At 73.4% G+C, this 22,910-nt stretch carries 23 protein-coding genes; 17 read left to right on the top strand and 6 right to left on the bottom strand.

The features are described from left to right. Positions 1 to 453: 453 nt before the first annotated feature. Positions 454 to 1,284, top strand: a complete 831-nt coding sequence (locus tag MKK64_RS07095) for a pyruvate, water dikinase regulatory protein (protein ID WP_147728162.1) — start codon at positions 454 to 456, stop codon at positions 1,282 to 1,284. A 9-nt stretch (positions 1,285 to 1,293) separates the two neighbouring features. Here the strand turns inward: MKK64_RS07095 and MKK64_RS28055 are convergent, their stop codons facing one another. Then, complete coding sequence (locus tag MKK64_RS28055; protein WP_313898895.1) at positions 1,294 to 1,605, bottom strand: addiction module antidote protein; 312 nt, start codon at positions 1,603 to 1,605, stop codon at positions 1,294 to 1,296. Between the two features lie 159 nt (positions 1,606 to 1,764). Here MKK64_RS28055 and MKK64_RS07105 point away from each other — a divergent pair, with 159 nt between their 5' ends. The 8 genes from MKK64_RS07105 to rho all read left to right on the top strand — a co-directional run bounded on the left by MKK64_RS07105 (position 1,765) and on the right by rho (position 8,175). Next, positions 1,765 to 2,409 carry a Maf family protein gene (locus tag MKK64_RS07105; RefSeq protein WP_243932989.1) on the top strand — a complete coding sequence of 215 codons (645 nt, stop codon included), beginning with the start codon at positions 1,765 to 1,767 and terminating at the stop codon, positions 2,407 to 2,409. A 9-nt stretch (positions 2,410 to 2,418) separates the two neighbouring features. Next, complete coding sequence (locus tag MKK64_RS07110) at positions 2,419 to 3,468, top strand: cation diffusion facilitator family transporter (protein WP_243932819.1); 1,050 nt, start codon at positions 2,419 to 2,421, stop codon at positions 3,466 to 3,468. Further along, a complete protein-coding gene (locus tag MKK64_RS07115) occupies positions 3,465 to 4,298 on the top strand; it encodes a shikimate dehydrogenase (protein WP_243932996.1) in 834 nt (277 codons plus the stop codon). The genes MKK64_RS07110 and MKK64_RS07115 overlap by 4 nt, the downstream gene beginning before the upstream one ends. A gap of 10 nt (positions 4,299 to 4,308) precedes the next feature. After that, positions 4,309 to 4,932, top strand: a complete 624-nt coding sequence (coaE, locus tag MKK64_RS07120) for a dephospho-CoA kinase (RefSeq protein WP_243932998.1) — start codon at positions 4,309 to 4,311, stop codon at positions 4,930 to 4,932. 111 nt (positions 4,933 to 5,043) lie between these two features. Next, positions 5,044 to 5,286 (top strand): type II toxin-antitoxin system HicA family toxin, encoded by a 243-nt coding sequence (locus MKK64_RS07125; protein WP_147728283.1) that lies wholly within the window; start codon positions 5,044 to 5,046, stop codon positions 5,284 to 5,286. Then, positions 5,283 to 5,510, top strand: a complete 228-nt coding sequence (locus MKK64_RS07130) for a type II toxin-antitoxin system HicB family antitoxin (RefSeq protein ID WP_147728284.1) — start codon at positions 5,283 to 5,285, stop codon at positions 5,508 to 5,510. Before MKK64_RS07125 ends, MKK64_RS07130 begins: the two co-directional genes overlap by 4 nt. A gap of 165 nt (positions 5,511 to 5,675) precedes the next feature. Then, positions 5,676 to 6,215 carry a ferritin-like domain-containing protein gene (locus tag MKK64_RS07135; protein WP_147728285.1) on the top strand — a complete coding sequence of 180 codons (540 nt, stop codon included), beginning with the start codon at positions 5,676 to 5,678 and terminating at the stop codon, positions 6,213 to 6,215. 694 nt (positions 6,216 to 6,909) lie between these two features. Further along, a complete protein-coding gene (rho, locus tag MKK64_RS07140) occupies positions 6,910 to 8,175 on the top strand; it encodes a transcription termination factor Rho (protein WP_147728289.1) in 1,266 nt (421 codons plus the stop codon). Positions 8,176 to 8,403: 228 nt separating this feature from the next. Here rho and MKK64_RS07145 read toward each other — a convergent pair whose 3' ends face one another. Next, positions 8,404 to 9,138: a TerC family protein gene (locus MKK64_RS07145; RefSeq protein WP_243933004.1), complete on the bottom strand. Its 735-nt coding sequence runs from the start codon at positions 9,136 to 9,138 to the stop codon at positions 8,404 to 8,406. Between the two features lie 26 nt (positions 9,139 to 9,164). Continuing rightward, a complete protein-coding gene (locus MKK64_RS07150) occupies positions 9,165 to 10,109 on the bottom strand; it encodes a lipid kinase (protein WP_243932823.1) in 945 nt (314 codons plus the stop codon). Between the two features lie 600 nt (positions 10,110 to 10,709). On the opposite strand from MKK64_RS07150, the gene MKK64_RS07155 reads away from it, so the two are divergent. The 4 genes from MKK64_RS07155 to MKK64_RS07170 all read left to right on the top strand — a co-directional run bounded on the left by MKK64_RS07155 (position 10,710) and on the right by MKK64_RS07170 (position 14,673). Beyond that, positions 10,710 to 11,624 (top strand): hypothetical protein, encoded by a 915-nt coding sequence (locus MKK64_RS07155; RefSeq protein ID WP_243933023.1) that lies wholly within the window; start codon positions 10,710 to 10,712, stop codon positions 11,622 to 11,624. Positions 11,625 to 11,634: 10 nt separating this feature from the next. After that, complete coding sequence (locus tag MKK64_RS07160) at positions 11,635 to 12,972, top strand: nuclease (protein ID WP_243933025.1); 1,338 nt, start codon at positions 11,635 to 11,637, stop codon at positions 12,970 to 12,972. 259 nt (positions 12,973 to 13,231) lie between these two features. After that, positions 13,232 to 14,215: an SPFH domain-containing protein gene (locus MKK64_RS07165; RefSeq protein WP_243932826.1), complete on the top strand. Its 984-nt coding sequence runs from the start codon at positions 13,232 to 13,234 to the stop codon at positions 14,213 to 14,215. 23 nt (positions 14,216 to 14,238) lie between these two features. After that, positions 14,239 to 14,673: an NfeD family protein gene (locus MKK64_RS07170; protein WP_147844151.1), complete on the top strand. Its 435-nt coding sequence runs from the start codon at positions 14,239 to 14,241 to the stop codon at positions 14,671 to 14,673. Between the two features lie 172 nt (positions 14,674 to 14,845). Here the strand turns inward: MKK64_RS07170 and MKK64_RS07175 are convergent, their stop codons facing one another. After that, positions 14,846 to 17,722: a phosphoenolpyruvate carboxylase gene (locus tag MKK64_RS07175; RefSeq protein ID WP_243933035.1), complete on the bottom strand. Its 2,877-nt coding sequence runs from the start codon at positions 17,720 to 17,722 to the stop codon at positions 14,846 to 14,848. A 198-nt stretch (positions 17,723 to 17,920) separates the two neighbouring features. On the opposite strand from MKK64_RS07175, the gene MKK64_RS07180 reads away from it, so the two are divergent. From MKK64_RS07180 to MKK64_RS07190, 3 genes are all read left to right on the top strand, one after another. Beyond that, positions 17,921 to 18,193: a hypothetical protein gene (locus MKK64_RS07180; protein WP_147728644.1), complete on the top strand. Its 273-nt coding sequence runs from the start codon at positions 17,921 to 17,923 to the stop codon at positions 18,191 to 18,193. Next, complete coding sequence (locus tag MKK64_RS07185; protein WP_243933048.1) at positions 18,190 to 19,005, top strand: hypothetical protein; 816 nt, start codon at positions 18,190 to 18,192, stop codon at positions 19,003 to 19,005. The genes MKK64_RS07180 and MKK64_RS07185 overlap by 4 nt, the downstream gene beginning before the upstream one ends. Positions 19,006 to 19,325: 320 nt before the next feature. Then, positions 19,326 to 19,751: a cupin domain-containing protein gene (locus tag MKK64_RS07190; protein WP_409567918.1), complete on the top strand. Its 426-nt coding sequence runs from the start codon at positions 19,326 to 19,328 to the stop codon at positions 19,749 to 19,751. A gap of 117 nt (positions 19,752 to 19,868) precedes the next feature. Here the strand turns inward: MKK64_RS07190 and MKK64_RS07195 are convergent, their stop codons facing one another. Together MKK64_RS07195 and MKK64_RS07200 are read right to left on the bottom strand one after the other, a co-directional pair. Then, positions 19,869 to 20,813, bottom strand: coding sequence for a DMT family transporter (locus MKK64_RS07195; protein ID WP_409567331.1), 945 nt, complete (start codon positions 20,811 to 20,813; stop codon positions 19,869 to 19,871). A gap of 78 nt (positions 20,814 to 20,891) precedes the next feature. Then, positions 20,892 to 21,785, bottom strand: a complete 894-nt coding sequence (locus MKK64_RS07200; RefSeq protein WP_243933052.1) for a LysR family transcriptional regulator — start codon at positions 21,783 to 21,785, stop codon at positions 20,892 to 20,894. Positions 21,786 to 21,891: 106 nt separating this feature from the next. On the opposite strand from MKK64_RS07200, the gene MKK64_RS07205 reads away from it, so the two are divergent. Further along, positions 21,892 to 22,794: a DMT family transporter gene (locus tag MKK64_RS07205; protein ID WP_147860291.1), complete on the top strand. Its 903-nt coding sequence runs from the start codon at positions 21,892 to 21,894 to the stop codon at positions 22,792 to 22,794. The last annotated feature ends 116 nt before the right edge of the window (positions 22,795 to 22,910 follow it).

Here is a 22,910-nt window from a genome sequence, read left to right on the forward strand (position 1 = left end):
GTTTTTTCTCTTGGAGGCTGAGTCACGGGATCGCAACCGTGTCCACAGGCTCTCCCGGCCGCAACGCCGTTAAGCAGGCTTTAACGGATTGCCGCTAATGTCTGCGATAGGCCAGTCCCGCCAGCGCCTTGCGCGGTGCGACGGAGCCGTGCGCGTGCCTGCGTCCCGGATTCTCCCAGGCGCACGGATTCCGCCATGCCGATGATGACGGCCTGTTGACGCCGGAGTCGATGGATTTCGCGGTCTCCGGCTGGACCGGGCCGGCGGGCCATCCTATCCACACTCATCGACTCCCCTGACGGCCGGCGGTGGATAAGGGCGTTTCGTCCCTTTTTCCCGATTCCGAGGAGACCGGATGCTTCGAGCGGCCGCGCGTTCCGACATCGTCTCCTCCGGCCGCCGGATGCGGTCGGCGCCCTGCGGGGACGCGTGCGGGCGGCGAGGGGCACGGATATGAGCCGCAGCTACTTCCACCTCCACCTCGTCTCGGATTCCACCGGCGAGACCCTGATCAACGTCGGCCGCGCGGCCGCCGCGCAGTACGAGGGCGTCTCGGCGATCGAGCACGTCTACCCGCTGGTGCGCTCCGGGCCGCAGCTCGAGCGGGTGATCTCGGAGATCCAGGCGGCGCCGGGCCTCGTGCTCTACACCCTCGTCGGCGGCGATCTCGGCGAGCGGCTGGAGAGCGCGTGCCGGGAATCGAGCTCGCCCTGCCTCTCGGTGCTGCAGCCGGTGCACAACCTGCTGCAATCCTACCTCGGCACCCAGAAGGCGGCGCGGCCGGGGGCGCAGCACACGCTCAACGCGGAGTACTTCAAGCGCATCGACGCGATGAACTTCACCCTGGCCCACGACGACGGCAACCTGCCCGACGACCTCGAGGAGGCCGACGTGATCCTGATCGGGGTCAGCCGCACCTCGAAGACGCCGACGGGGATCTACCTCGCCAACCGCGGGCTCAAGACCACCAACCTGCCGCTCGTGCCCGGCATGCCGCTGCCGCCGGCGCTGGAGCGGGTGCGCAAGGCCCTCGTCGTCGGGCTGATCGCGTCGCCCGAGCGCATCGTCCAGATCCGCCAGAACCGGCTGCTCAGCCTCAAGGCCGACGATTCCTCGATGTACGTCGACAAGGACGCGGTCGCCGACGAGATCACCGCCTCGCGCCGCCTGTTCAGCAAGAACCGCTGGCCGACCATCGACGTCACCCGCCGCTCGATCGAGGAGACCGCCGCCGCGATCCTCGACCTCTACCGCGACCACCGGCTGAAGTTCATCGCGGCGTGAGGCCGGCCCTCAGCCCGCCCTGCTGCCGGCCGGGCGGATGCTGGGCTCCAGGCCCAAGGCCCGGAGCACGCCCATGAAGGTCGCGAGCTGCGGATTCCCGCGGTTCGACAGGGCGCGATAGAGGCTTTCCCGCGATCGGCCGGTCGCCTGGGCGATCTCGGCCATTCCGTGGGCGCGCGCCGCCTTCCGGCAAGGACGCGCGGGCGGCGTATCGCCGGCGTGAGCAGCGATGCAGCTCCGAAGCGACACTTCGTCGACCCGATGCTGGGCCCGCGGCCCGTCCCGCAACGCACACCCGCCCGCACCCACCCCGTTGACCACCCGCTAACCCGTGTCGCGGTAGACCCGTCTCGGGGCCAGCGTCGCGTATCGGTCCCGCCGGCCTCGTCGCCCGGTTCATCCCGGACGGCGGGGCTTTGCGCGTCGCGCCCGGCGACGATCGGCTTGCGGGCGCGCGCCGATCCGTGACACTCCGGCGGGATGCAGCCTTCCTCCCCCTGGCTCGGGTCCGCGCCGCTCCTCCTCGCCTCGACCAGCCCGACGCGGCGGATGCTGCTGGAGAGCGCCGGCCTGGCCGTCGAGACGACGGCGCCGGGCGTCGACGAGCGCGCGGTCGAGGCGGCCTGCGCCGGCCCGGATCCCGGGACTTCGTCCGGGACCCTTTCGCCCGAGGCCTTGGCGCTGCGGCTCGCCGAGGCCAAGGCGGTGGCGGTCGCCGGGCGGCATCCCGGCCGCGTCGTCGTCGGGGCCGACCAGGTGCTCGCCTGCGACGACGCGGTGTTCCACAAGCCCGCGGGCCTGGACGCGGCGCGCGCGCAGCTGGCGCGCCTGGCCGGGCGCACCCACGCCCTGCACGCGGCGGTCGCCCTGGCGCAGGACGGCGCGGTCGAGAGCTTCGTCGAGACCGCGCGCCTGACCCTGCGCCCGCTCGATCCCCGGGCGATCGCGACTTATGTGGCGCTGGCGGGCGCGGAGCGCGTGCGGGCGAGCGTCGGCGGCTACCAGCTCGAAGGGCTCGGCATCCATCTGTTCGAGCGGGTCGAGGGCGACCACAGCACCATCCTGGGCCTGCCGCTGCTGCCGCTGCTCGCGCGGCTGCGGGCCAAGGGCCTCCTGGCATTCTAGGGACGCGACATGGCGGGACACGATCACCACGACCCTGCCGGGCACCGGCATCCCGATGCGGGGCACGACCGGGGCCACGACCATGCCGGCCATGATCACGGTGCGCATGACCACGCGGGTCACGACCATGCCGGGCACAGCCATGCCGGACATGGTCATGGCGGCCACGGCCACGTCCACGCGCCGGCGAGCTTCGGACGTGCCTTCGCCATCGGCATCGGGCTCAACGCCGCCTTCGTGGTGATCGAAGCCGGCTATGGATGGGCCGCCAACTCGATGTCGCTGGTGGCCGATGCCGGCCACAACCTTTCCGACGTGCTCGGGCTGGTGGCCGCCTGGGTCGCCTCGGTGCTGGTCAAGCGCCGCTCGACCGCGCGCTTCACCTACGGCCTGCGCGGCTCGTCGATCCTGGCCGCCCTGTTCAACGCCGTGTTCCTGCTCGTCGCCACCGGCGCGATCCTGTGGGAGGCGGTCTCGCGCCTGATCCATCCCGAGCCGGTGGCCGGCACCACGGTGATGGTTGTGGCCGGCCTCGGCATCCTGGTGAACGGGGTCACCGCCTGGCTGTTCGCGTCGGGCGCCAAGGGCGACATCAACATCCGCGGCGCCTTCCTGCACATGGCCGCCGACGCCGCGGTCTCGGCCGGCGTCGTGCTCGCCGGCCTGATCATCCTCGCCACCGGCCTCGACTGGATCGACCCCGCCGTCAGCCTCGTCGTCGCCGGGCTCATCGTCTGGGCGACCTGGGGCCTGCTGCGCGACAGCGTCGCGATGTCCCTCGACGCGGTGCCGCCGGGCATCGACCCGGACGCGGTGCGCGCCTATCTCGGCGCCCGTCCCGGGGTCTCGGGCCTGCACGACCTCCACATCTGGCCGATGAGCACCACCGAGATCGCGCTGACGGCCCATCTCGTGATGGCGGACGGCCATCCGGGCAACGGCTTCCTCGTGGAGATCGCCGAGGCCCTGCGCGCCCGCTTCGGCATCGCCCACGCCACGGTGCAGATCGAGGAGGCCGGCGGGCCGCCCTGCCTCCTCGCGCGGGAGTGCGTCGCGTGAGGCGCGCCTTCGTCGTCGGCCACCCGATCGCGCATTCGCGCTCGCCGCTGATCCACGGGCACTGGCTGGCCGAGCACGGGATCGCCGGCAGCTACGCGCGCATCGCCGTCGCGCCGGCGGACTTCGCCGAGTTCTTTCGCCGGCTACCGGAATCGGGTTTTGCCGGCGGCAACGTCACGATCCCGCACAAGGAGGCGGCCTTCGCGCTGAGCGACAGCCTGACGCCGCGGGCGCGGGCGATCGGCGCGGTCAACACGCTGGTCGTCGGCGCCGACGGACGCATCGCCGGCGACAACACCGACGCGCCGGGCTTCGCCGCGCATCTCGACCGGAACCTCGGCGAAGGCTGGCCCGAGCGGGCCGGCACCGCGCTGGTGCTCGGGGCCGGCGGGGCGGCGCGCGCCATCGTCGTCGGCCTGGCCGAGCGCGGCCTGGCGCGGATCGTGGTCGCCAATCGCACCCGCGAGCGGGCGGAGGCCGTGGCGGCCTTGGCTCCCGGCATCGCCACCGCGATCGCCTGGGACGCGATCCCCGAGGCGATGCCGGAGGCCGGGCTCCTGGTGAACACCACCGCCCTCGGCATGGCCGGGCAGCCGCCGCTCGGCCTCGACCTCGGCCCGCTGCCGGCCCGCGCGGCGGTGGCCGACATCGTCTACGTCCCGCTGGAGACGCCGCTGCTTGCCGCCGCCCGCGCCCGCGGCCTTGCCGCCGTCGACGGGCTCGGGATGCTGCTGCACCAGGCCGTGCCCGGCTTCGAAGCCTGGTTCGGCGTGCGCCCGGCGGTGACGGAGGCCCTGCGCGCCGTCGTTGTCGCCGACCTGCCGGGATAGATTGGCCTGGATGAGCGACACCGCGCGCAAAAAACCGTTCGTGCTCGGGCTCACCGGCTCGATCGGCATGGGAAAGTCTGCCACCGCGGCGATGTTCGCCGCCCGCTTCGTGCCGGTGCACGACGCCGACGCGGCGGTGCATGCGCTCTACGGGCCGGGCGGCGCGGCGGCCGAGGCGATCGGCGCCGCCTTCCCCGGCACGCTCGCGCCCGACGGCGGCGTCGACCGCACCCGCCTGCGCGACGCGGTGCTCGGGCGGCCGGACAGGCTCGCGACGCTGGAAGGGCTGGTCCATCCGCTGGTCCGCGCCGCCGGCCACGCCTTCCTCGAGCGCCACGCGGCCGCGCCGCTGGTGCTGCTCGACGTGCCCCTGCTCTACGAGACCGGCGGCGAGACCCGCTGCGACGCCGTCCTCGTGGTCACCGCGCCGCCCGCGGTGCAGCGCGCCCGGGTGCTCGCCCGCCCCGGCATGACCGATGCCGCCTTCGACGCGATCCGCGCCAAGCAGATGCCGGATGCCGAGAAGCGGGCCCGGGCCGACTACGTGATCGACACGAGCCTCGGCTTCGCCGCCGCCGAGGCGGAGGTGGCGCGGATCGTCGCGCGGATATCCGACCAGGCGGGACATCGCTGACGTGGCTCCAGCGATTAACCTGGTCCTAACCCATTCGCGATAAAATGCCGGATCAATAAGAATTAACGCATCACCGTTAATGATTGCCTTCGAATCAGGAGGCGGTGCTGCATGTCGAAACGCCTGGAAGCGATGCGGGCCAATCCCGCGGCTGGGTGGACCGTGTCGGACATCGCTGCGCTCTGCGCCGAGTTCGACGTAGCTTGCCATCCACCACGGGGCGGCGGTTCGCACTATCGGGTCGGCCACCGGTCGCAATTCGAAAAGTTGACGATCCCCGCCGCTCGGCCGATCAAGGGGTGGTATATCCGCGAACTTGTTCGGTTCATCGACAAGGTCGGAGCCGCGCCATGAGCGAACTCACCTACCCCGTGGTGATCTCCCCACTGACCCAGGACGACGGCGGCGGCTTCGCTGCGACCGTGCCCGATCTCCCCGGCTGCATGTCGGACGGCGAGACGCCCGAGGAAGCGCTCGTGAACGTCCGCGACGCGATCGACGCGTGGATCGCCATGGCTCGCGAGCTCGGTCATGCCGTGCCCCCTCCCTCGCACGCGCTGCAGCGGGCTGTCGGCTGAACGGCACGCGCCGTCCTCGGCCGACGTCCGCCGCCGCCCGACGGCGTTCGGTTCCTCCACAGGGGGCGATATTTCGTCGGGAGCCGATGCGGGGGCGGCGGGTTGGCAGCCCAGGGGCCGCCTGCCGTCGCGGGCCGCCCGCGACGCACCCGAAGGACATCCGCCATGGCCACCAAGCCGAAGACGCTGCACGATGCGTTCTACGAGACGTTGAAGGACGTCTACTACGCCGAGAAGCAGTCGGTGAAGGCGCTCAAGAAGTCGGCCAAGGCCGCCGAGCATGCCGAGCTCCGCCAGGCCTTCGAGACCCATGCCGAGGAGAGCGCCAACCAGGTCGAGCGGCTCGGCCAGGTGTTCGAGATCATCGGCAAGCCGGCCCGCGCCAAGACCTGCGAGGCGATGCAGGGCATCACCTCCGAGATGGAGGAGGACCTGGAGGATTTCGGCGACAGCCCCGCCGCCGACGCGGTGCTGGCGGCCTGCGCCCAGGCGGTCGAGCACTACGAGATCGCCCGCTACGGCACCCTGAAGACCTGGGCCGCCCAGCTCGGCTACGCCGACGCGGCCAAGCTCCTCGACGAGACCCTGCAGGAGGAGAAGAAGACCGACGCGCTGCTCTCGGAGATCGCCGAGAAGCTCAACCTCGACGGCACCGAGCCGACCGAGGAGCCCGCCGGCAAGAAGGGCGGCCGCAAGGCGGCGTAGGCGCGCACCGAACGACCCCGTCCCCGCATCGCAGCGGGCGACGCGCCCCCTCTCCCGCACGGGGGAGGGGGCGCGTCGTGCGTCGAGCGATCCGGTCCTGCGGGGATTGGCCGATCCGGCCATCCGCTTCGAGACGGCTTTCTCACCTCTCGGTTCGAGACCGACCTCGCCATCCCGGGGCTGCGCAGCAGAGCCCGGGATCCGGAGCCGCCGACGGCGCCATCTTCAGCGCGACCTGCGGTTCTGGATGCCGGGCAGGTCCGCGGCGCCCCGGGATGACGACGGCGGGTGCCGCGACCGCGACGCCCATCGCTCCGATCCGCCCGCCCCGCGCGAGCCCCCGGTCGGAGCGAGGCCTCGGAAACCCACCCCCTTGAGCCGGCATCGAAAACGCGATATGCGTGGTCTGCCCTCCTAAAAAAAGCGCCGCCGCCGCATCCGTGAGCCCCCGGGGCTCCGCCCAGACGATGCACGGGTCCGCCGCAACCGTTTGCGGCCAGACATCCGGCGCCCTCTCCCGATTGCCAGGCTCCCTGCCTCAACCTTCGCTTTCGTCGGTTCAAGACATCCCATGAACGAACAGTCCGACGTCTCCGCCCTCGCGGACATCCCAGGCTCGAACTTGCCCGACTCGAACTTGCCCGACCCGACCCCGTCGACCGAGGGCGCGCTCGCGGCCTCCGACCTCGACGCCATGCGCGAGGTCAAGCTCCAGGACCTCAAGTCCAAGACGCCGACCGACCTGATCGCCTTCGCCGAGGAGGTCGAGGTCGAGAACGCCTCGACCATGCGCAAGGCCGAGCTGATGTTCGCGATCCTCAAGCAGCTCGCGGCCAAGGAGGTCGAGATCATCGGTGCCGGCACCTGCGAAGTGCTGCAGGACGGGTTCGGCTTCCTGCGCTCGTCGGAATCGAACTACCTGCCGGGCCCGGACGACATCTACATCTCGCCGACCCAGATCCGCCGCTTCGGCCTGCGCACCGGCGACACGGTGGAAGGCCCGATCCGCGGCCCCAAGGACGGCGAGCGCTACTTCGCGCTGCTCAAGGTCAACACGATCAACTTCGAGAACCCGGAGAAGATCAAGCACAAGGTCCACTTCGACAACCTGACGCCGCTGTTCCCGACCCAGCGCTTCAAGCTGGAGCTCGACGCGCCGCCGAAGAAGGACTTCTCGCCCCGCATCATCGACATCGTCGCCCCGATCGGCAAGGGCCAGCGCGCGCTGATCGTCGCGCCGCCGCGCACCGGCAAGACCGTGCTGATGCAGAACATCGCGCAGTCGATCACCATCAACCACCCGGAATGCTACCTCATCGTGCTGCTCATCGACGAGCGGCCGGAGGAGGTCACCGACATGATCCGCTCGGTGAAGGGCGAGGTCATCGCCTCGACCTTCGACGAGCCGGCCACCCGCCACGTGCAGGTCGCCGAGATGGTGATCGAGAAGGCCAAGCGCCTGGTCGAGCACGGCCGCGACGTGGTCATCCTGCTGGATTCGATCACCCGCCTCGGGCGCGCCTACAACACCGTGGTGCCGTCGTCGGGCAAGGTGCTCACCGGCGGCGTCGACGCCAACGCGCTGCAGCGCCCGAAGCGCTTCTTCGGCGCGGCCCGCAACATCGAGGAGGGCGGCTCGCTCTCGATCATCGCCACCGCGCTGATCGACACCGGCTCGCGCATGGACGAGGTGATCTTCGAGGAGTTCAAGGGCACCGGCAACTCCGAGATCATCCTGGACCGCAAGGTCTCGGACAAGCGCATCTTCCCGGCGATCGACATCACCCGCTCGGGCACCCGCAAGGAGGAGCTGCTGGTTCCCCCGGACGCGCTCAAGAAGACCTACGTGCTGCGCCGCATCCTCAACCCGATGGGCGTCACCGACGCGATCGAGTTCCTGATGGACAAGCTGCGCCAGACCAAGAGCAACGGCGACTTCTTCGACTCGATGAACACCTGAGGGGTTTCGGGCCTTCGGACGAAAAAGAAGGCCCCGATCCTTGGATCGTGGCCTTTTTCATATGCGCCGTACCTCTTCCCTCCCCCCTTAAGCGGGGGAGGGTGGGCCTCGCGTGAGCGAGGGTCGGGAGAGGGGAGCGACCTCTCCGGATAGCGCGCTCCCCTCTCCCGACCCGCTTCGCGGGCCACCCTCCCCCGCAGAGGGGGGAGGGAGAAACCGCTCCGCCGCTCAGGTTCGCCGCCGCCGCCGCGCCAGCATGTTCAGCCCCTCGACGCCGGCCGAGAACGCCATCGCGGTGTAGATGTAGCCCTTCGGCACGTGCGCCCCGAAGCCTTCGGCGATCAGCGTCATGCCGATCATGATCAGGAAGCCGAGCGCCAGCATCACCACGGTCGGGTTCCGGGCGATGAAGGCCGAGAGCGGCTCGGCGGCCACCAGCATCACGATCACCGCCGCGATCACGGCGATCATCATCACCGGCACGTGCTCGGTCATGCCCACCGCGGTGATGATCGAGTCGATCGAGAAGACGAGGTCGAGCAGCAGGATCTGGCCGATCGCCGCGGCGAAGCCGATCGCCGCGGCGCCCGTCGCCTTCTCCGGCGGCGGGTCGACGCTGTGATGGATCTCGCTGGTGGCCTTCCACAGCAGGAACAGGCCGCCGGCGAGAAGGATCAGGTCGCGCCAGGAGAAGGCGTGGCCGGCGACCTGGAAGACCGGGCTCGTCAGCTGCACGATGAAGGCGACCGTGCCGAGCAGCCCGAGCCGCAGCACCAGGGCGAGCCCGATGCCGATGCGGCGCGCCTGCGCCTGCGCCTGCGCCTGGTGCTCGGGCGGCAGCTTGTTCGTCAGGATCGAGATGAAGATCAGGTTGTCGATCCCGAGCACCACCTCCATCACCACGAGGGTCGCGAGCGCGGCCCACACCGTCGGGTCGGCGGCGAGCTGAACGAGATGGTCCATCGGGCCCCTCCCTCGAAGCGCGCGCCTCAGCGCGGCGAGAGCCGGTTCGCGGTGCCCGGCCGGCGGGCGGCATCCGGCGCGTAGATCCTCAGGATCTTCGGGAAGACCTTGAAATGCGCCGGGGTGTGGGTGGTGAGCTCGCCGTCGGTGTTGACGGCCCGCGGCTTGCGCGTGCTCAGCACCACCTCGGTGGTCTGGAAGGCGCGCACGTCCTCGGCCCTGCCATGGGTGCCGCGGCGGAGCGCCGGCAGCAGCGCGAGCAGCCGCCACCAGTGCTTCACCTCGAGCGAGTAGAAGTCGAGCTTGCCGTCGTCGACGGTGGCGGTCTCCTCCACCGTCATGCCGCCGCCGTAGTGGCGCCCGTTGCCGACCGAGGCCTGGATCGTGGTGACGCGCTCGCGCTTTCCGTCGTGCTCGATCGTCACCGTGAAGGGCCGCACCCGGCGCAGCACCCGGAAGGCGGCGATGGCGTAGCCGACCGTGCCCCATTTCTTCTTCGATTCCGCGGTGAGCCCGCCGGCCAGATCCGCCGAGAAGCCGATGCTCGCCACGTTGAAGAAGTAGTGCCCGTTGACCCAGCCGAGATCGACCGGCTGCGCCGCCGCCGTGGTGATCAGCTCCGCGGCCGCCACCGGGTCGAGCGGCAGGCCGAGGGAGCGGGCGAGGTCGTTGGCGGTGCCGAGCGGCAGGATGCCCAACGGCAGCCCGGTCTCGACCAGGGCGGGTGCCGCCGCGTTCATGGTGCCGTCGCCGCCGCCGAGGATCACGAGGTCGACATCCTGCGCGTGCCGCCGGATCACCGCGCAACCATCGCGCTCGGGCTCCGGCTCGACCAGGTCGAGCCCGCCCGCGCGCAGCGCGTCGCGCACGGCGTCGATCGCGCCGCCGCCGTTGCGGGCCTTCGGGTTGCACAGCAGCAGCGCCCTGCGGCGGCCCGCTGCACCGTCATGGGGAGGAACGCCCGCGCTCATCGGAAAACCTCCGGCATCCCGGATCGAGTTTGCGAATCGGACAAGCGGCAGCCCTTCGGCGCGTTCGTCCCACCCGCGGGGGCGCGGGGGCGACGGCGTGGCAGAGATCCGACATCGCGGTCGACGCCTCGACCGCCAGAGGGGCCCGGACCCGGAATACGGCCTAGGTGGCGTACCGGTCGATCGATCTCAACCCCGGCGCCCGCGCAATCGCGCGCTTCCCATGGGCCGGGGCGGCGGTTTCCGCGGCTTGGACGGTCTTCCGCTCGCATCGATCAGGACCGAAGCCTTCGGCCCGGCCCGGCCGGGTGCCTCGAGCGACCGGGTCCACCGGGCGGACTGCGCGCCCGTCGGGGAGGGCGCACGCGCGTGCTTCGCGCGGTCTTCGCGTGGTCTTGGCGCGGTCTTGCGCTCCCGATCGGCCGGCGCAATCGCGGGCGTCCGCCGGCACCGGACGCGATTCGCGCGACCCGTCGATGCCGAAGGCGGTCGATCCGCGACGGCGTGCCGGTCCGACGGAACCAGCCGCCCACCCGCTTGCGTTAACCTCGGCCGTTCTAAAACGCCCCGTTCGACGTTCGGCCACCATCCGGTGATCCCATGTGCTCTGATCTCCCGCGCTTCGGCGCCCGGCGTTCCACGCTCGCGCTCGGCCTGATCCTCGCCGCCGGCGCAGCGCAGGCGCAGACGCCTCCGGCCTGGGTCGATCCGCCGGCGAAAGTCGCGCCCGGCACGCCGGCGCCCAAGGCCGAGCCGCAGCCGCAATCGCAGTCGCAAGCGCAACAGCCCCCAGCACGGGAGTCGACGCGGCCGGCCTCCGAGACCGCGGCCGGCACCGATCGGAATGCGAAGCCGGATCGCGAGACGGCGCAGCCCGCCGGGAACGCGGCGAGCCCGGCGCCCGCCTTCGCGGAGACCGAGCGCGACGGGGCCGCCATGGGGGGGCCGAGCCGGCGCGCCGAGCGGCCGCGCCTGCGCCGTCGCTCGGCGCGGCGGCTCTCGGACACGCCGGCCGCCGACGCGCTGACCGTCGCGCCGCGGATTCCCTCCGGCGCACGCGAGGCGGCGGCCGACCCGCGCTTCGCCGACTGGGCCGGGCAGGCCCAGGGCCTGGCCGAGGATTACCTCGCCTCCTTCTCCGGATCGAACGGCGCCATGGTCTCGGGCGCGTCGCGCTTCTACGGCGAGCGCCTGCGCTTCCACGGGCGGATGACGACGTTCGCGGCCCTGCTCGCCGAGAAGCGCCGCTTCGCGCAGCGCTGGCCCGAGCGGCGCTACGAGCCGCACAACACCCGCACCGCCTGCAATGCGGCGCTGCAGAGCTGCGTCGTGCGCACCCTCGTCGACTTCCGGGCCGGCAACCCGGCCCGCGGCGCGCGCTCGCAAGGGGTCGCCGAGCTGGTGCTCGAGGTGAGCTTCGCCGGCGGCCGGCCGGTGATCGTCTCCGAATCGAGCCGGGTGCTGCGCCGCGGCGCCACGGTCGGCGCGCTTCCCGGAGCCGGCGCCAACGGCTAGACGACACGCCATGACAGCCTCGGCCACGAAACCACCGGCCACCGGAACATCGGCCACGACGCCCCCGGATGCGGAAGCCGAGGCCGCGACGGCGCGCCCGGCGCTCGCCGGCCCCGGGCGCGCGGCCCTGCGCGGCGCGGTCGAGGCCGAGATCGCGCGCCGCAACCCGAAGCCGGTGGCCCTGCGCACGCTGCAGCTCCTCGCCGAGGCGGCGGTCGAGCCGTCCGAAGCGCCGCCGGGCCATCGCGTCGTCGACCGCCACGGCCGCCCGCGCCGTCATGCCGGGTCGGACGCGCCGCTGACGCTCGCCGAGCTCGTCGACGAGATCCAGGCCCGGCACCCGGCGCTGTTCCGGCCGCCGGCGACCGTGCCGGCCGAGCCCGAGCCCGAGGCGGCCAAGGACGCCAAGGACGCCTCGCTTCTGGCCGGCGCCGCCGAGATGCGCGCCGCCACCGCCCGCCTCGTCGAGACCGGCTCCGAGCGCGCCCGGGCGCTGGCCGAGCGCTCGACCGAGCAGGGCCGGGCGCTCGCCGAATCCGCCGCCGACCGCGTCTCCGGCGTCCGGGCGGGGATGGCCGCCTGGCTCGCCGCGCGGCACGCGGCGGCGGCGAACAGAGCCGCCGAGACGACGGCCGGCGCGGCCCCCCAGCCGGCCTCGCGCGATCCGGCATCCCCCGATCAGGCATCCCGCGATCCCGCTTGGCGCGAGGAGGCGTCGCGGGTCGGGGCTTCGGCCCGGGACGAGGTCGGCCGCGTCGCCGCGCGCCTGCGCGACTGGCAGGGCGAGGGCGAATCCGTGCGCCAGCACCGGCGCTGGCTGGCCGGCGGCACCGCGGCGGCCCTGCTCGCGGTGCTGGCGGCCGGCCTCGTCGTCGGCAACCGTGCGCCCGAGAACGAGAGCCCGGCCCAGCGTGCGACGCGGGCCGGCGCCGAGAAACCCGCGCCGGCCGCGCCCGCGCCCGATCCGGTGACGCCGCCGCCCGAGACCGCCGACACGGTCGGCCTGCCCGAGCCGCCGGCGCCGCCCGCCGCCAACGCGATCAGCGGCAAGGCCGAAGTCATCGACACCGCGACCGTGCGCGTCGCCGGCAAGCTGATGCACCTGTTCGGCGTCGAGTGGGTGCGCGGCGGGCAGGCGGACGAGCTCACCAAGTACCTCGCCGGCCGGCCGATCACCTGCACGCCGGTGCCGGGCAGCGAGAACGTCTCCTGCACCGTCGAGGGCCGCGACCTCTCCGAGGTGGTCCTGTTCAACGGAGGCGGCCGCGCCTCACCCGAGGCCTCCCCCGAGCTCGTCGCCGCCGAGGACCACGCCCGCACCGAGCGCATCGGGGTGTGGAAGCGCTAGAGCAGCGTCGCGCGAGGTGGACGCGGGCTCGGGTGAAGGCAACGCCACCCCACGAGGCGTGAGAGCGTGTTTCCGCGATCCGGTGATCGCGCAAAATACGCTCCAAGCCGCACGGCACGGACGCGTCGCCCGGACCCGCGCCAGCCGGGCGATGTGGGGAGGCGCCGCCCCTGCGAGGACGAGCGGCGCCCGTTCGCGCCGTCGCCCCCGGCTGCGCTAGGATGCCGGCGCGCCGCGTCGGCGCCTTGCGGGGATGGCGATGAGTCTCTCGATCGGCCTGAGCACCTTCGCGGTCGTGGCGGCGATCCTCGTGGTCGTGACGCTGGCGGCCGGCATCAACATCGTGCCGCAGGGCTACGTCTTCACCGTCGAGCGCTTCGGCCGCTACGCCCGCACCCTCGAATCCGGGCTCGGGCTGATCACCCCGTTCGTCGAGCGCATCGGGCGCCGCGTCAACGTGATGGAGCAGGTGATCGAGGTGCCGAGCCAGGAGGCCTTCACCCGCGACAATGCCGGCGTCACCATCGACGCGGTGGTGTTCTACCAGGTGCTCGACGCCGCCCGCGCCTCCTACGAGATCTCCAACCTCGACGTGGCGACGCGCACCCTGACGATGACCAACATCCGCACCGTGGTCGGCTCGATGGACCTCGACCAGCTGCTCTCGCACCGGGACGAGATCAACGAGCGGCTGCTCAGGGTGATGGACGCCGCCGCCTCGCCCTGGGGGGTGAAGATGACCCGCATCGAGATCAAGGACATCGTGCCGCCGGCGGATCTGGCCGGCGCCATGGCCCGGCAGATGAAGGCCGAGCGCGAGAAGCGCGCCTCGGTGCTGGAGGCGGAAGGCCACCGCCAGGCCGACATCCTGCGCGCCGAGGGGCGCAAGCAGTCGGCGATCCTGGAGGCGGAAGGCCGCAAGGAGGCCGCCTTCCGCGACGCCGAGGCCCGCGAGCGCTCGGCCGAGGCCGAGGCGAAGGCCACCGGCATGATCAGCGCCGCGATCGCCGCGGGCGACATCGCGGCGGCGAACTTCCTGGTGGCCGAGAAGTACGTCGAGGCGGTGCGCGCCATCGCCACCGCCCCGAACCAGCGGGTCGTCGTGGTGCCGATCGAGGCGGCGGCGCTCGCCGGGACGCTGGGCGGCATCGCCGAGATCACGAAGTCGGTGTTCGGGGAGGGCGCGGCGCCCGCGCGCCCACGCTCCGGTGCGCCGCCCAGCGTCGGGGTGCCGCGGACGTGAGCTTCTCCGGCGCCTGGTCTCAAATCTTGGCAAACGCCTTCGCGGATCTGGGTCCGGCCTGGGCCTGGATCCTCGCCGGCCTGGCGCTGGCCGGGCTCGAGCTGGCGGCGCCCGGCATCTTCCTGATCTGGCTCGGGCTCGCGGCGCTCGCCACCGGCCTCGTCGCGGCGCTCGTGCCCCTGCCGTGGCAGGCGCAGCTGCTGCTGTTTTCCGGGCTCGCCGTCGCCGCGGTGCTCATCGCCCGCCGCCTCGGCCGCGACCACGTCCCGACCCTCAACCGCGCCGACCGCGGCCTCGTCGGTCGCGAAGGCCTGCTCGCCGAGCCGATCCAGGACGGCGCCGGCCGCATCCGCTTCGACGACACCCTCTGGCGCGTCACCGGCCCGGACCTCCCCGCCGGCGCGCGGGTGCGGGTGACGGGCATCGACGGGACGGTGCTGGTGGTGACGGGAGCGTGAGGCGGCTGCGGCTCGGGCTGGCCGCATCGTTCGCCGCTCCGCCCCGCCATCCCGGGGCCGCGCAGCGGAGCCCGGGATCCAGTGCCGCAGGTCGATCTTCAGTCCGCACCCTCGGCGGCTCCGGATTCCGGGCTCGCCTGCGGCGCCCCGGAATGACGGGGGTGGCGCCCCCTCACCCGAACGCGCCGACCTCGTGCTGGATCATCCCCGAGATCTCGCGCACCTGGGTGAACATCTTGGCGATCGGCTGGAACAGGCCGGAATGCTCGGCCTCGTAGGTGCCGACGTCGCGCGGGCCGGCCGGCTCGCCGAAGTTGAGGCCGAGCGTCGGGTCGGGGGTGACGGGGAAGATCTCGTCGAGGAGCTTCAGGCAGCCGTCGATGTCGAGGCGCAGGAAGCGCTCCAGCAGCTGCTCGCGGCTGACGCCGGCCTGGGGCCGGAAGCCGGGGATGTGGACGGCGGTGAACCAGATCCGGTGGATCAGCGCGAGGCGGATCGCGTGGAGCAGGGTGAGGCGCACCGACATCTTCCGCAGGTCGGGGGCGGCGGCCTGCAGGCTCAGCGCGTCGGTGGTCAGCCGCCCGAACAGGCGGCGCAGGTTCGGCGCGAGGTCGAGGCGGTCGAGGACGCCGGCGATGACGATCAGCTCCTCGCGCCGGCCGTCCTTCTGGGTGCGGCGGGCGCGCTCGAGCCACACCGCGGGGTCCAGCGTGTCGATGTAGGCGCGCAGCACGTCGAGGTCGCCGACCGAGGCCGCGTGCTGGACCAGGCGGAAGGCGCGGGAGAACCGCACCGAGTCGCGGCGCATGTCGCGGAACAGGTCGGGCGCGCGCCCCGCCGCGCGGCCGAGCCCGTGCAGGGAGTTGGCGAGGTAGCCGAGCTGCTGCAGGATCGCGTTGTTGGGGATCGCCCGCATCTGGCGCGGATGGGTGATCAGTGCCGGCCCGCCCGAATCCGACTGCCGCGCCACCGGGCGCGAGCCGGTGCGGTCGATCAGCCCCGGGCCGAAGGTGCCGAGCAGGGCGGCGTAGCCGGGATCGTCGACCAGCGCCTCCATGTCCTGGCGCACGACGGTGAAGAACTCGAGGGCGAAGTCGGTCTCGGCGTAGACGGGATCGTCGGCGGCGTCCGCGCCCTCGGTCGCGTCGGAGAGGGCGTAGTCGGGGAAGGCGTCGTCCTCGGCCACGTCGAGGGCGTAGACGTGCTCGGCCACCCGCGCGATCGAGGCCTCGGCGATCGCCTGCGAGCCGAACAGCAGGTAGCCGTCGGTGCCCTGGAAGCTCGATTCGAGGCGGACCTTGATCCCGGCCTTCTGGTTGCGCGCGCGCGCATCCTCGGGGGCGAGGTAGGCGAGGCGGTCGCGCAGGGAGGTCGGGTGGGCGCCGCGGCCGATCGATTCGCCGTGGGTGTCGAAGATCGCCAGCTCGACGTCGGCGAGCCCGTTCGAGACCAGCATCTCGGTGATGCGCAGGCGCAGCCGCTCGATCCAGAAGGTGGCGGCGAGCTGGCCGACGTAGCGCCCGGAATCGGAATAGCCGAACTGCACGGTGAGGCGGCCGATGCGCTTGAGGTAGCGCCGCCAGTGCGGGTTGCGCAGCGCATCGTCGAGCACCCGGATGCCCTGCTCCAGGGCGCTCGCCGTCTCGAACAGCGGCGTGATCTCGAGCTTGTCGGCGATGCCGTAATGGCGCGCGAGCCAGAGCGCGGCCAGCAGCGTGTAGCCGGTCTCGGTCTCGGCGATGAGGAAGCGCACCGGGTGCGTGCCGTCGACGTGCTTGAGGATCTGCGCGATCGTCATCATCAGCCGGGCGGCGGAGGCGCGCTCGGCGGCGAGCGCGCCGAAATCCACCGCCACCGGCTGCACGTCGTTGAGCAGCGTGTGGATCGCCGAGAGGTGCGAGCGGCGCTGGGCGGCGTCGGCCGGCTCGCCTTCGAGGTCGATGACCCGGCGGACCGCGTTGTGGATCTGGCTGGCGTTGAGCCGAAAATGCGGCAGCGCGTTCGAGAGCCCGTGCGTGGCGATGCCCGAGCGCAGGACCGCGATCCTGCGCCGGTCGGCGTCCGTCTCGGCCGCGGTGACGGCGCCGGCGAGCCCGGCCAGCAGCGCGCCGGAATCGGTCTGCGCCCGCTCGCGCTCGATGATCAGCGCCAGCGCGAAGCGGTGCACCGCCTCGAGCGAGGGCTTGTCGCCGAGCCGCGGCGCCACCGCGAGCTGGCGGTTGACGGCGGCCAGCGCCTGCTCGGCGAGCGTCCGCACCACGTTCGCGGCGGGGATGGCGGGGAGGTGGCGCATCACCCGGTCGAGCTGCATGCGCTTGGATTCGAGGCGGTAGCGCAGGGTGTCCCACCAGCCGATGTCGGTGCGCCCGTCGGTGTCGCAGCCGACCCAGCTGGCGATGGCGAAGGGCTTCGGCACCAGCTCGGTCCAGCGGTCGGGCCAGCGCCTCTGCGCGGCGTCGAGCAGCGCGCCGTTGAACGCGTCCACCGCCTCGCGGCCGTGGTTGGCGGCCACGCAGGCCTGCTCGAACTCGCCGTCGAGGGTGATCGGCGCGTCCGGCCGGGTCGAGAGCCGGGCGGCCTTCTCGATCAGGGGCGCGCGCGCATCCGGGTCGTCGAGGCTCGCGGCCTCGGCGAGCAGGGCCGCCACCGCCTTCGGCATGCCGAAGGTCGGGTGCGCGGTGAACACCACGGCGAAGGCGGTGCGCGCGATCCGGTCGCAGAAGCTCTCGAAGGCGCCGGGCCGGTCGGGCACCGCCGCGACGAGGCGCGCTGGCATCGCCGCGTCGGCATCGGGATGGTCCTCGATGCCGACGTAGGCGCGCAGCCGCGCCGCGCGGTCGGCCAGCGCCTGCGCCCGCAGGCGCACGAACAGCGCGTCGAGGTCGGCCTCGCCGATCTCGTCCCGGTCGAACCGGCGGGTGATCGCCAGCGTCACCGCCAGCACGGGGTTGCGGAACGGATCCTCGCTCGCCTGCTCGCGCGAGGCCTCGATCAGCCCGACGAGATGGCCTTCGAGCTCCTCCGGGTCGCGATGGGCGTGCGTTCGCATCGGTCAGGCTCCGGCAGGACGGGGGCAGGCGGCTTTTGGCGGGGACGCCCGGCGCGTGCAAGGCGCCGGCGGCCCGTGGCCGGAGAGGCAAGGACCGTTCCGCTCCGGCCAAGGTCTCGCCGCGGATCCCGGCCGCGTGCGGTCGCAGGCGTGCCCCGGGGTGCATGCGGCCTCCGCTTGCGCTAACGCTGCGGGGCAATGGAAACGCTCCTGATCCTGGCGGCCGTCGCGGCCTGCGCGGTGGCCGGCACGGTGGTGCTCCGGCTGCTCGCGCGCGGCCGGCGCGAACCGCTGCGCCTCGACAGCGAGCACGACGCCGCCGACGAGGCGCTGCTGCTGGCCGAGATCGGCCCGACCGCGAGCCCGATCGACCGCTCCGGCGCGGTGCTCGACCTCGAGCCGATCCGGGCGGAGAGCCGGGAGGCGCCGCGCCTGGCCCGGCCCGATCGCACGGAGGGCGACCCGCGATGAGGACCTTTCTGCTCGCGCTGCTGGCCGCCGGGCTCGCCGCGGCGCCGGCCCAGGCGCAAGTCGCGCCGCCCGCGCCGGCCGCCCCTGCGCCTGTCCCCGCGCCCGTCCCTGCCCCGGCTCCCGAGCCGGCCCTGCCGACCCCGGCCGCCGACCTCGCGGTGCTGCAACCCTGCGGCGCGCGGGCGGCGCGCTTCGAGGGCGCCAAGGGCTTCGACGTGGTGGTGACGCGGATCGGCCGCGCCAGCATCGCGAACCCGCTGCGGCCGCTGACGCCGGAAACCAGCCAGGTGCTGCAGGTGGTGATCGCGGCCAAGCCCGCCACCGCCTACGGGCCGGACCTGACGGCGCTGCGCCGCGGGCCCGCCCCCGCCGCCCTCGAAACCCAGCTCGGCGCCCCGATCCGCTGGGAGAACGGCCTGCCGGACCTGCCCGACCCGCTGCCGATCGTGGCCGAGGACGGCACCCCGCTGGCCGCGCTCGCCTTCCGCGCCTGCATCGACCCGCCCGCCGTCGCCGCGCCGCCGGTGGTCGCACGCGGGACCAAGGGGAACGGCCAAGGGGCGAGCAAGGGGGCGGGCAGGGGGAACGCCAAGGGCAACGCCAAGGGCAACACCAAGGGCAACACCAAGGGGAACGCGCAGGGCAACGCTCTCGAGGCTGGGCCGGCGGACGGCGCGCCCGACCCGAGCGGCGCCGGCCAGGAACCGGCGAAAGCGGCCGCGCGGAGGCCGGCGAAACCCGCGCCGCGCAAGGATGCGGCCCCGAAGGCCCCGCCCGGCTTCCACGTCCCGCAGGGCGCCATCGCCGAGTAGGCGCGGGGTTCTGGCGGAGGCTCGCCGCGTTCTTCCCGCGCCTGACGCGGGTTGTCGTGCGCGCATCTCCGCAGGACGGCCCCGGATGGCTCGTTCCAGGCGCAGGACGGCCCCCTCTCCCGTCCCGGAGAGGGTTGGGGTGAGGGGTACGACCTGTCCGGAAAGACCTGTCCCTCTCCCGAACGGGAGAGGGGATCCGCGCCTCGCCGGCACGAGGCGCGAGTGCGACAGCCTTTTCGGCCGAGGCAAGCGCGTGCTGAATGTGCCACCACGGTCCCCGGACCGAGCCTGATCGAAGGATGCGAGGAACCATGGCGGAGATGACGGCGGCCGGGGTGATCGCGGCGCTCGGGCTTCGGCCCCACCCGGAGGGCGGGCATTACCGCGAGACCTTCCGCGATCCGCGCCTGGTCGGGGGCCGCTCGGTCGGCAGCGCGATCTACTACCTGCTCGACGTCGGCGAGGTCTCGGCCTGGCACCGCGTCGACGCCGCCGAGATCTGGCACTGGCACGCCGGCGCGCCGCTGGTGCTGACCGTGAGCCCGAACGGCCACGACGCCGCCGCCCACCATCTCGGCCCGGACCTGGCGCGCGGGCAGCGGCCGCAACTGGTGGTCCCCGAGGGCCATTGGCAGACGGCGACCAGCCTCGGCGCCTGGACGCTGGTCGGCTGCACGGTCTCCCCCGCCTTCGACTTCGCCGGCTTCGAGATGGCCCCGCCTGACTGGCGCCCGACGCCGCGGTGACCCGGGCGCGTCCGGGCCGGGCCGCCGAGACGACGGCCGCGCATCCCCTCGCCCCGCGGGCCGGGAGAGGGAAGGCGGCGCCGCGGATCGTCGATGCGGACGCGACGCCGCTCCCGCTCACGTCCCGCGGCGCGAGGCCCGCAGCGCGACGAGCGCCCCGGCGACGATGAGCGCGCAGGCGAGGCCGAGCACCGGGGTCGCGGCGGCGTAGCCCGCGGCGACGAGGATCAGCGTCGAGAGCACCGGCGCGGCGTAGGCCGCGACGCCGAGCAGGCGGATGTCGCCGCGCTTGCAGCCAATGTCCCACAGGTAGAACGCCGCCCCGACCGGGCCGAGGCCGAGGGCCGCGACGGCGCCCCATTGCAGCGCGCCCGCCGGCCACGCCGTCACTTCCCAGGCGCGGTGGCAGGCGAGGCTGAGCGCGGCGGTGGCGAGGCAGAAGCCGGCGACCGCATCCGTCGGCACCGCGCCGACCCGGCGCGACAGCACCGAGTAGCCCGCCCAGACGAAGGCCGCGGCGAGCGAGGCCGCATAGCCCGGCAAGGCCGCGTCCGAGAGGAAGCCCGCAGCGGCGCCGCGAAGGTCGCCGCGGCCGAGGAACAGCGCCACCACGCCGGCGAGCCCGAGCACCGCGCCGAGGAGGTGGCCGGGCCGCAGCCCGCCGGCGCCGGGGAGCCGCGCCGAGAACAGCACGATCAGCAGCGGCCAGAGATAGTTGATCAACCCGGCCTCGGCCGGCGGCGCCAGCCGCAGGGCGGCGAAGTACAGGGCGTGGTAGCCGAACAGCCCGCCGACCCCGAGCGCCCAGACCGGCCAGGGCTGGCGCAGGGACGCGAGGCCGGCGGCGATCCCGCCCCGGCGCGACAGCCAGCTCGCGCAGCCGACGAGGCCGCCGAGCGCGAACGTCATCGCCGCGAGCTGGAACGGCGGCACCGCCCCCGACGCCGCGGTGAACAGCGCCAGCAGCGACCACAGCAGGATCGCGCCGCAGCCGAGGAGGGTGGCGGAGGAGGAGGAGATCGCGCGAGACCCGTGATCGCGGAAGGGATTCCGCTCTCCCACGGACCCGCGGGCGAGGGCAACGGGGTTTTGGCGCGGGGCAGGCCCGGTCGGACGGCATCCCGGAACCACGCATCTTCCTCACCCCGCCGAGAAGCCGTCCGCGTCGCGCGCCGCGTGCAGGAAGCCGATCAGGCGTTCCGCCAGGAGGCCCGGCGGCTTCGCCGGGCGGATCAGCAGGGTCGCGATCGGCAGGCGGGGGCGGAAGGGGCGCAGCACGATCGGCAGGGCGAGGTCGCGGGCGGCGACCGGGTCGACGATGGCCAGCCCCAGCCCCTCGGCGACGAGGCCGCAGCGGGCGGCGGTGTACTGCGCCGTCGGGCCGAAGCGCGGCGCCAGGCCGGCGTCGCGGAACGCCGCCTCCACCGCCTGCTGGAAGTCGCCGGGCGCGCCGGCGATCAGCGGCACGTCGGCGAGGTCCTGGACCGTGATCGCGCGCCCGCCCGCCAGCGGATGGCGCCGGGGCAGGGCGCAGACCGCGTCGACCGTCAGGAACGGCTCGGCGATCACCCCCACATGGCCGGAGCGCGGGCGCACCAGGCCGAGATCGCACTGGCCGGAGGCGGCCCAGGACCAGATCGTGTCCGGCGCCGGCACGTGCACCGCCACCCGGGCTTCGGGATGCGCCGCCCGGAGGCGGCCGATCGCCCGCGGCAGCAGGCGGGCGACGAGCGACGGCTGGCAGGCGATGCGCAGCGGCCCGGTGCCCATCTCGCGGATGCGGCGGGCGGCCTCGCGCAGGTGGTCGAGCCCGGCATAGGTGCGCTCCACCTCGCGGGCGAAGGCCTCGCCCTCCGCGGTCGGCACCGCGCTGCCGTGCCCGCGCAGGAACAGCGGGAAGCCGAGGTCGCGCTCGAGCTGCGCGACCGCGCGGCTCACGTGCGGCTGGCCGATGCCGAGCGCCTCGGCCGCCCGCGTCATGCCGCCATGGCGCAGCACCGCGCGGAACAGGTCGAGATGGGCGGGGTTCATCATGCCCGATTCGCATGAAAAGCGAGGTTTTGGGCATTTGACGGCATGGGCCTGGGGTGGTTGTCAAGGCGCGGGCGCAGCCGGAGCGGCCGGCGGGACGGCGAACGCGATGCGGACGATCCTCAAACCGACGAATTCGACATCGACGATCCCGGCCCGGGCGACTCATGCGGGCTGGGGCAGCGGGCTCCTCGGCATCCTCATCTTCAGCGCCTCGCTGCCGGCGACGCGGGTGGCGGTGGCCGGCTTCGCGCCGCTGTTCCTCACCGCGGCCCGCGCCGCGATCGCGGGGCTGCTCGGGGCGGGGCTGCTGCTGGCGTTGCGCGCGCCGCGGCCGCTGCGGCGCGACCTCGGCCCGCTGGCGATCGTCGGGCTCGGCGTGGTGATCGGGTTCCCGCTGCTCACCGCGCTGGCGCTCCGGCACGTCACGACGGCCCATTCCATCGTCTTCCTCGGCCTGCTGCCGCTGGCGACGGCCGTGTTCGGCGTGCTGCGCGGCGGCGAGCGGCCCAGGCCCGCCTTCTGGCTGTTCTCCGGCCTCGGCGGCCTCGCGGTCGCGGGCTTCGCCCTGGCGCAGGGCGGGGCCGGGTCGCTCGCCGGCGACCTGTCGATGCTGGCCGCGATCCTGCTCTGCGGCCTCGGCTACGCCGAGGGGGCCGCGCTGTCGCGCCGGCTCGGCGGCTGGCAGGTCATTTCCTGGGCGCTGGTGCTGTCGCTGCCTGTCACCCTCGCGCTGGCGCTCGCGACCCTGCCGGAGGCGTGGGACGTCGGCTGGCCGGCCTGGGCGGCGCTCGCCTACGTCTCGGTGTTCAGCATGCTCGTCGGCTTCGTGTTCTGGTATCGCGGGCTGGCGCTCGGCGGCATCGCCGGCGTCGGCCAGCTCCAGCTGCTGCAGCCGTTCCTCGGCCTGGCGCTGGCCGGCCTCCTGCTGCACGAGCCCGTGGCGCCGGGCATGCTGCTCGCCACCGCCGTGGTCGTCCTGTGCGTGGCCGGGGCCAAGCGTCATGCCTGACGTTGTCCGTCGGGCGATCGCGCGGGCTCACGCCGCCTGTCGCGCGACCGGACGCGGCGCGGGGCCTTCCCTCGCCGGCCCAAGGCACTCACGCATCGTGCAGGTCGAGCCGACGC

The sequence above is a fragment of the Methylobacterium sp. E-025 genome, from assembly GCF_022829705.1.
GTDB lineage: Bacteria > Pseudomonadota > Alphaproteobacteria > Rhizobiales > Beijerinckiaceae > Methylobacterium.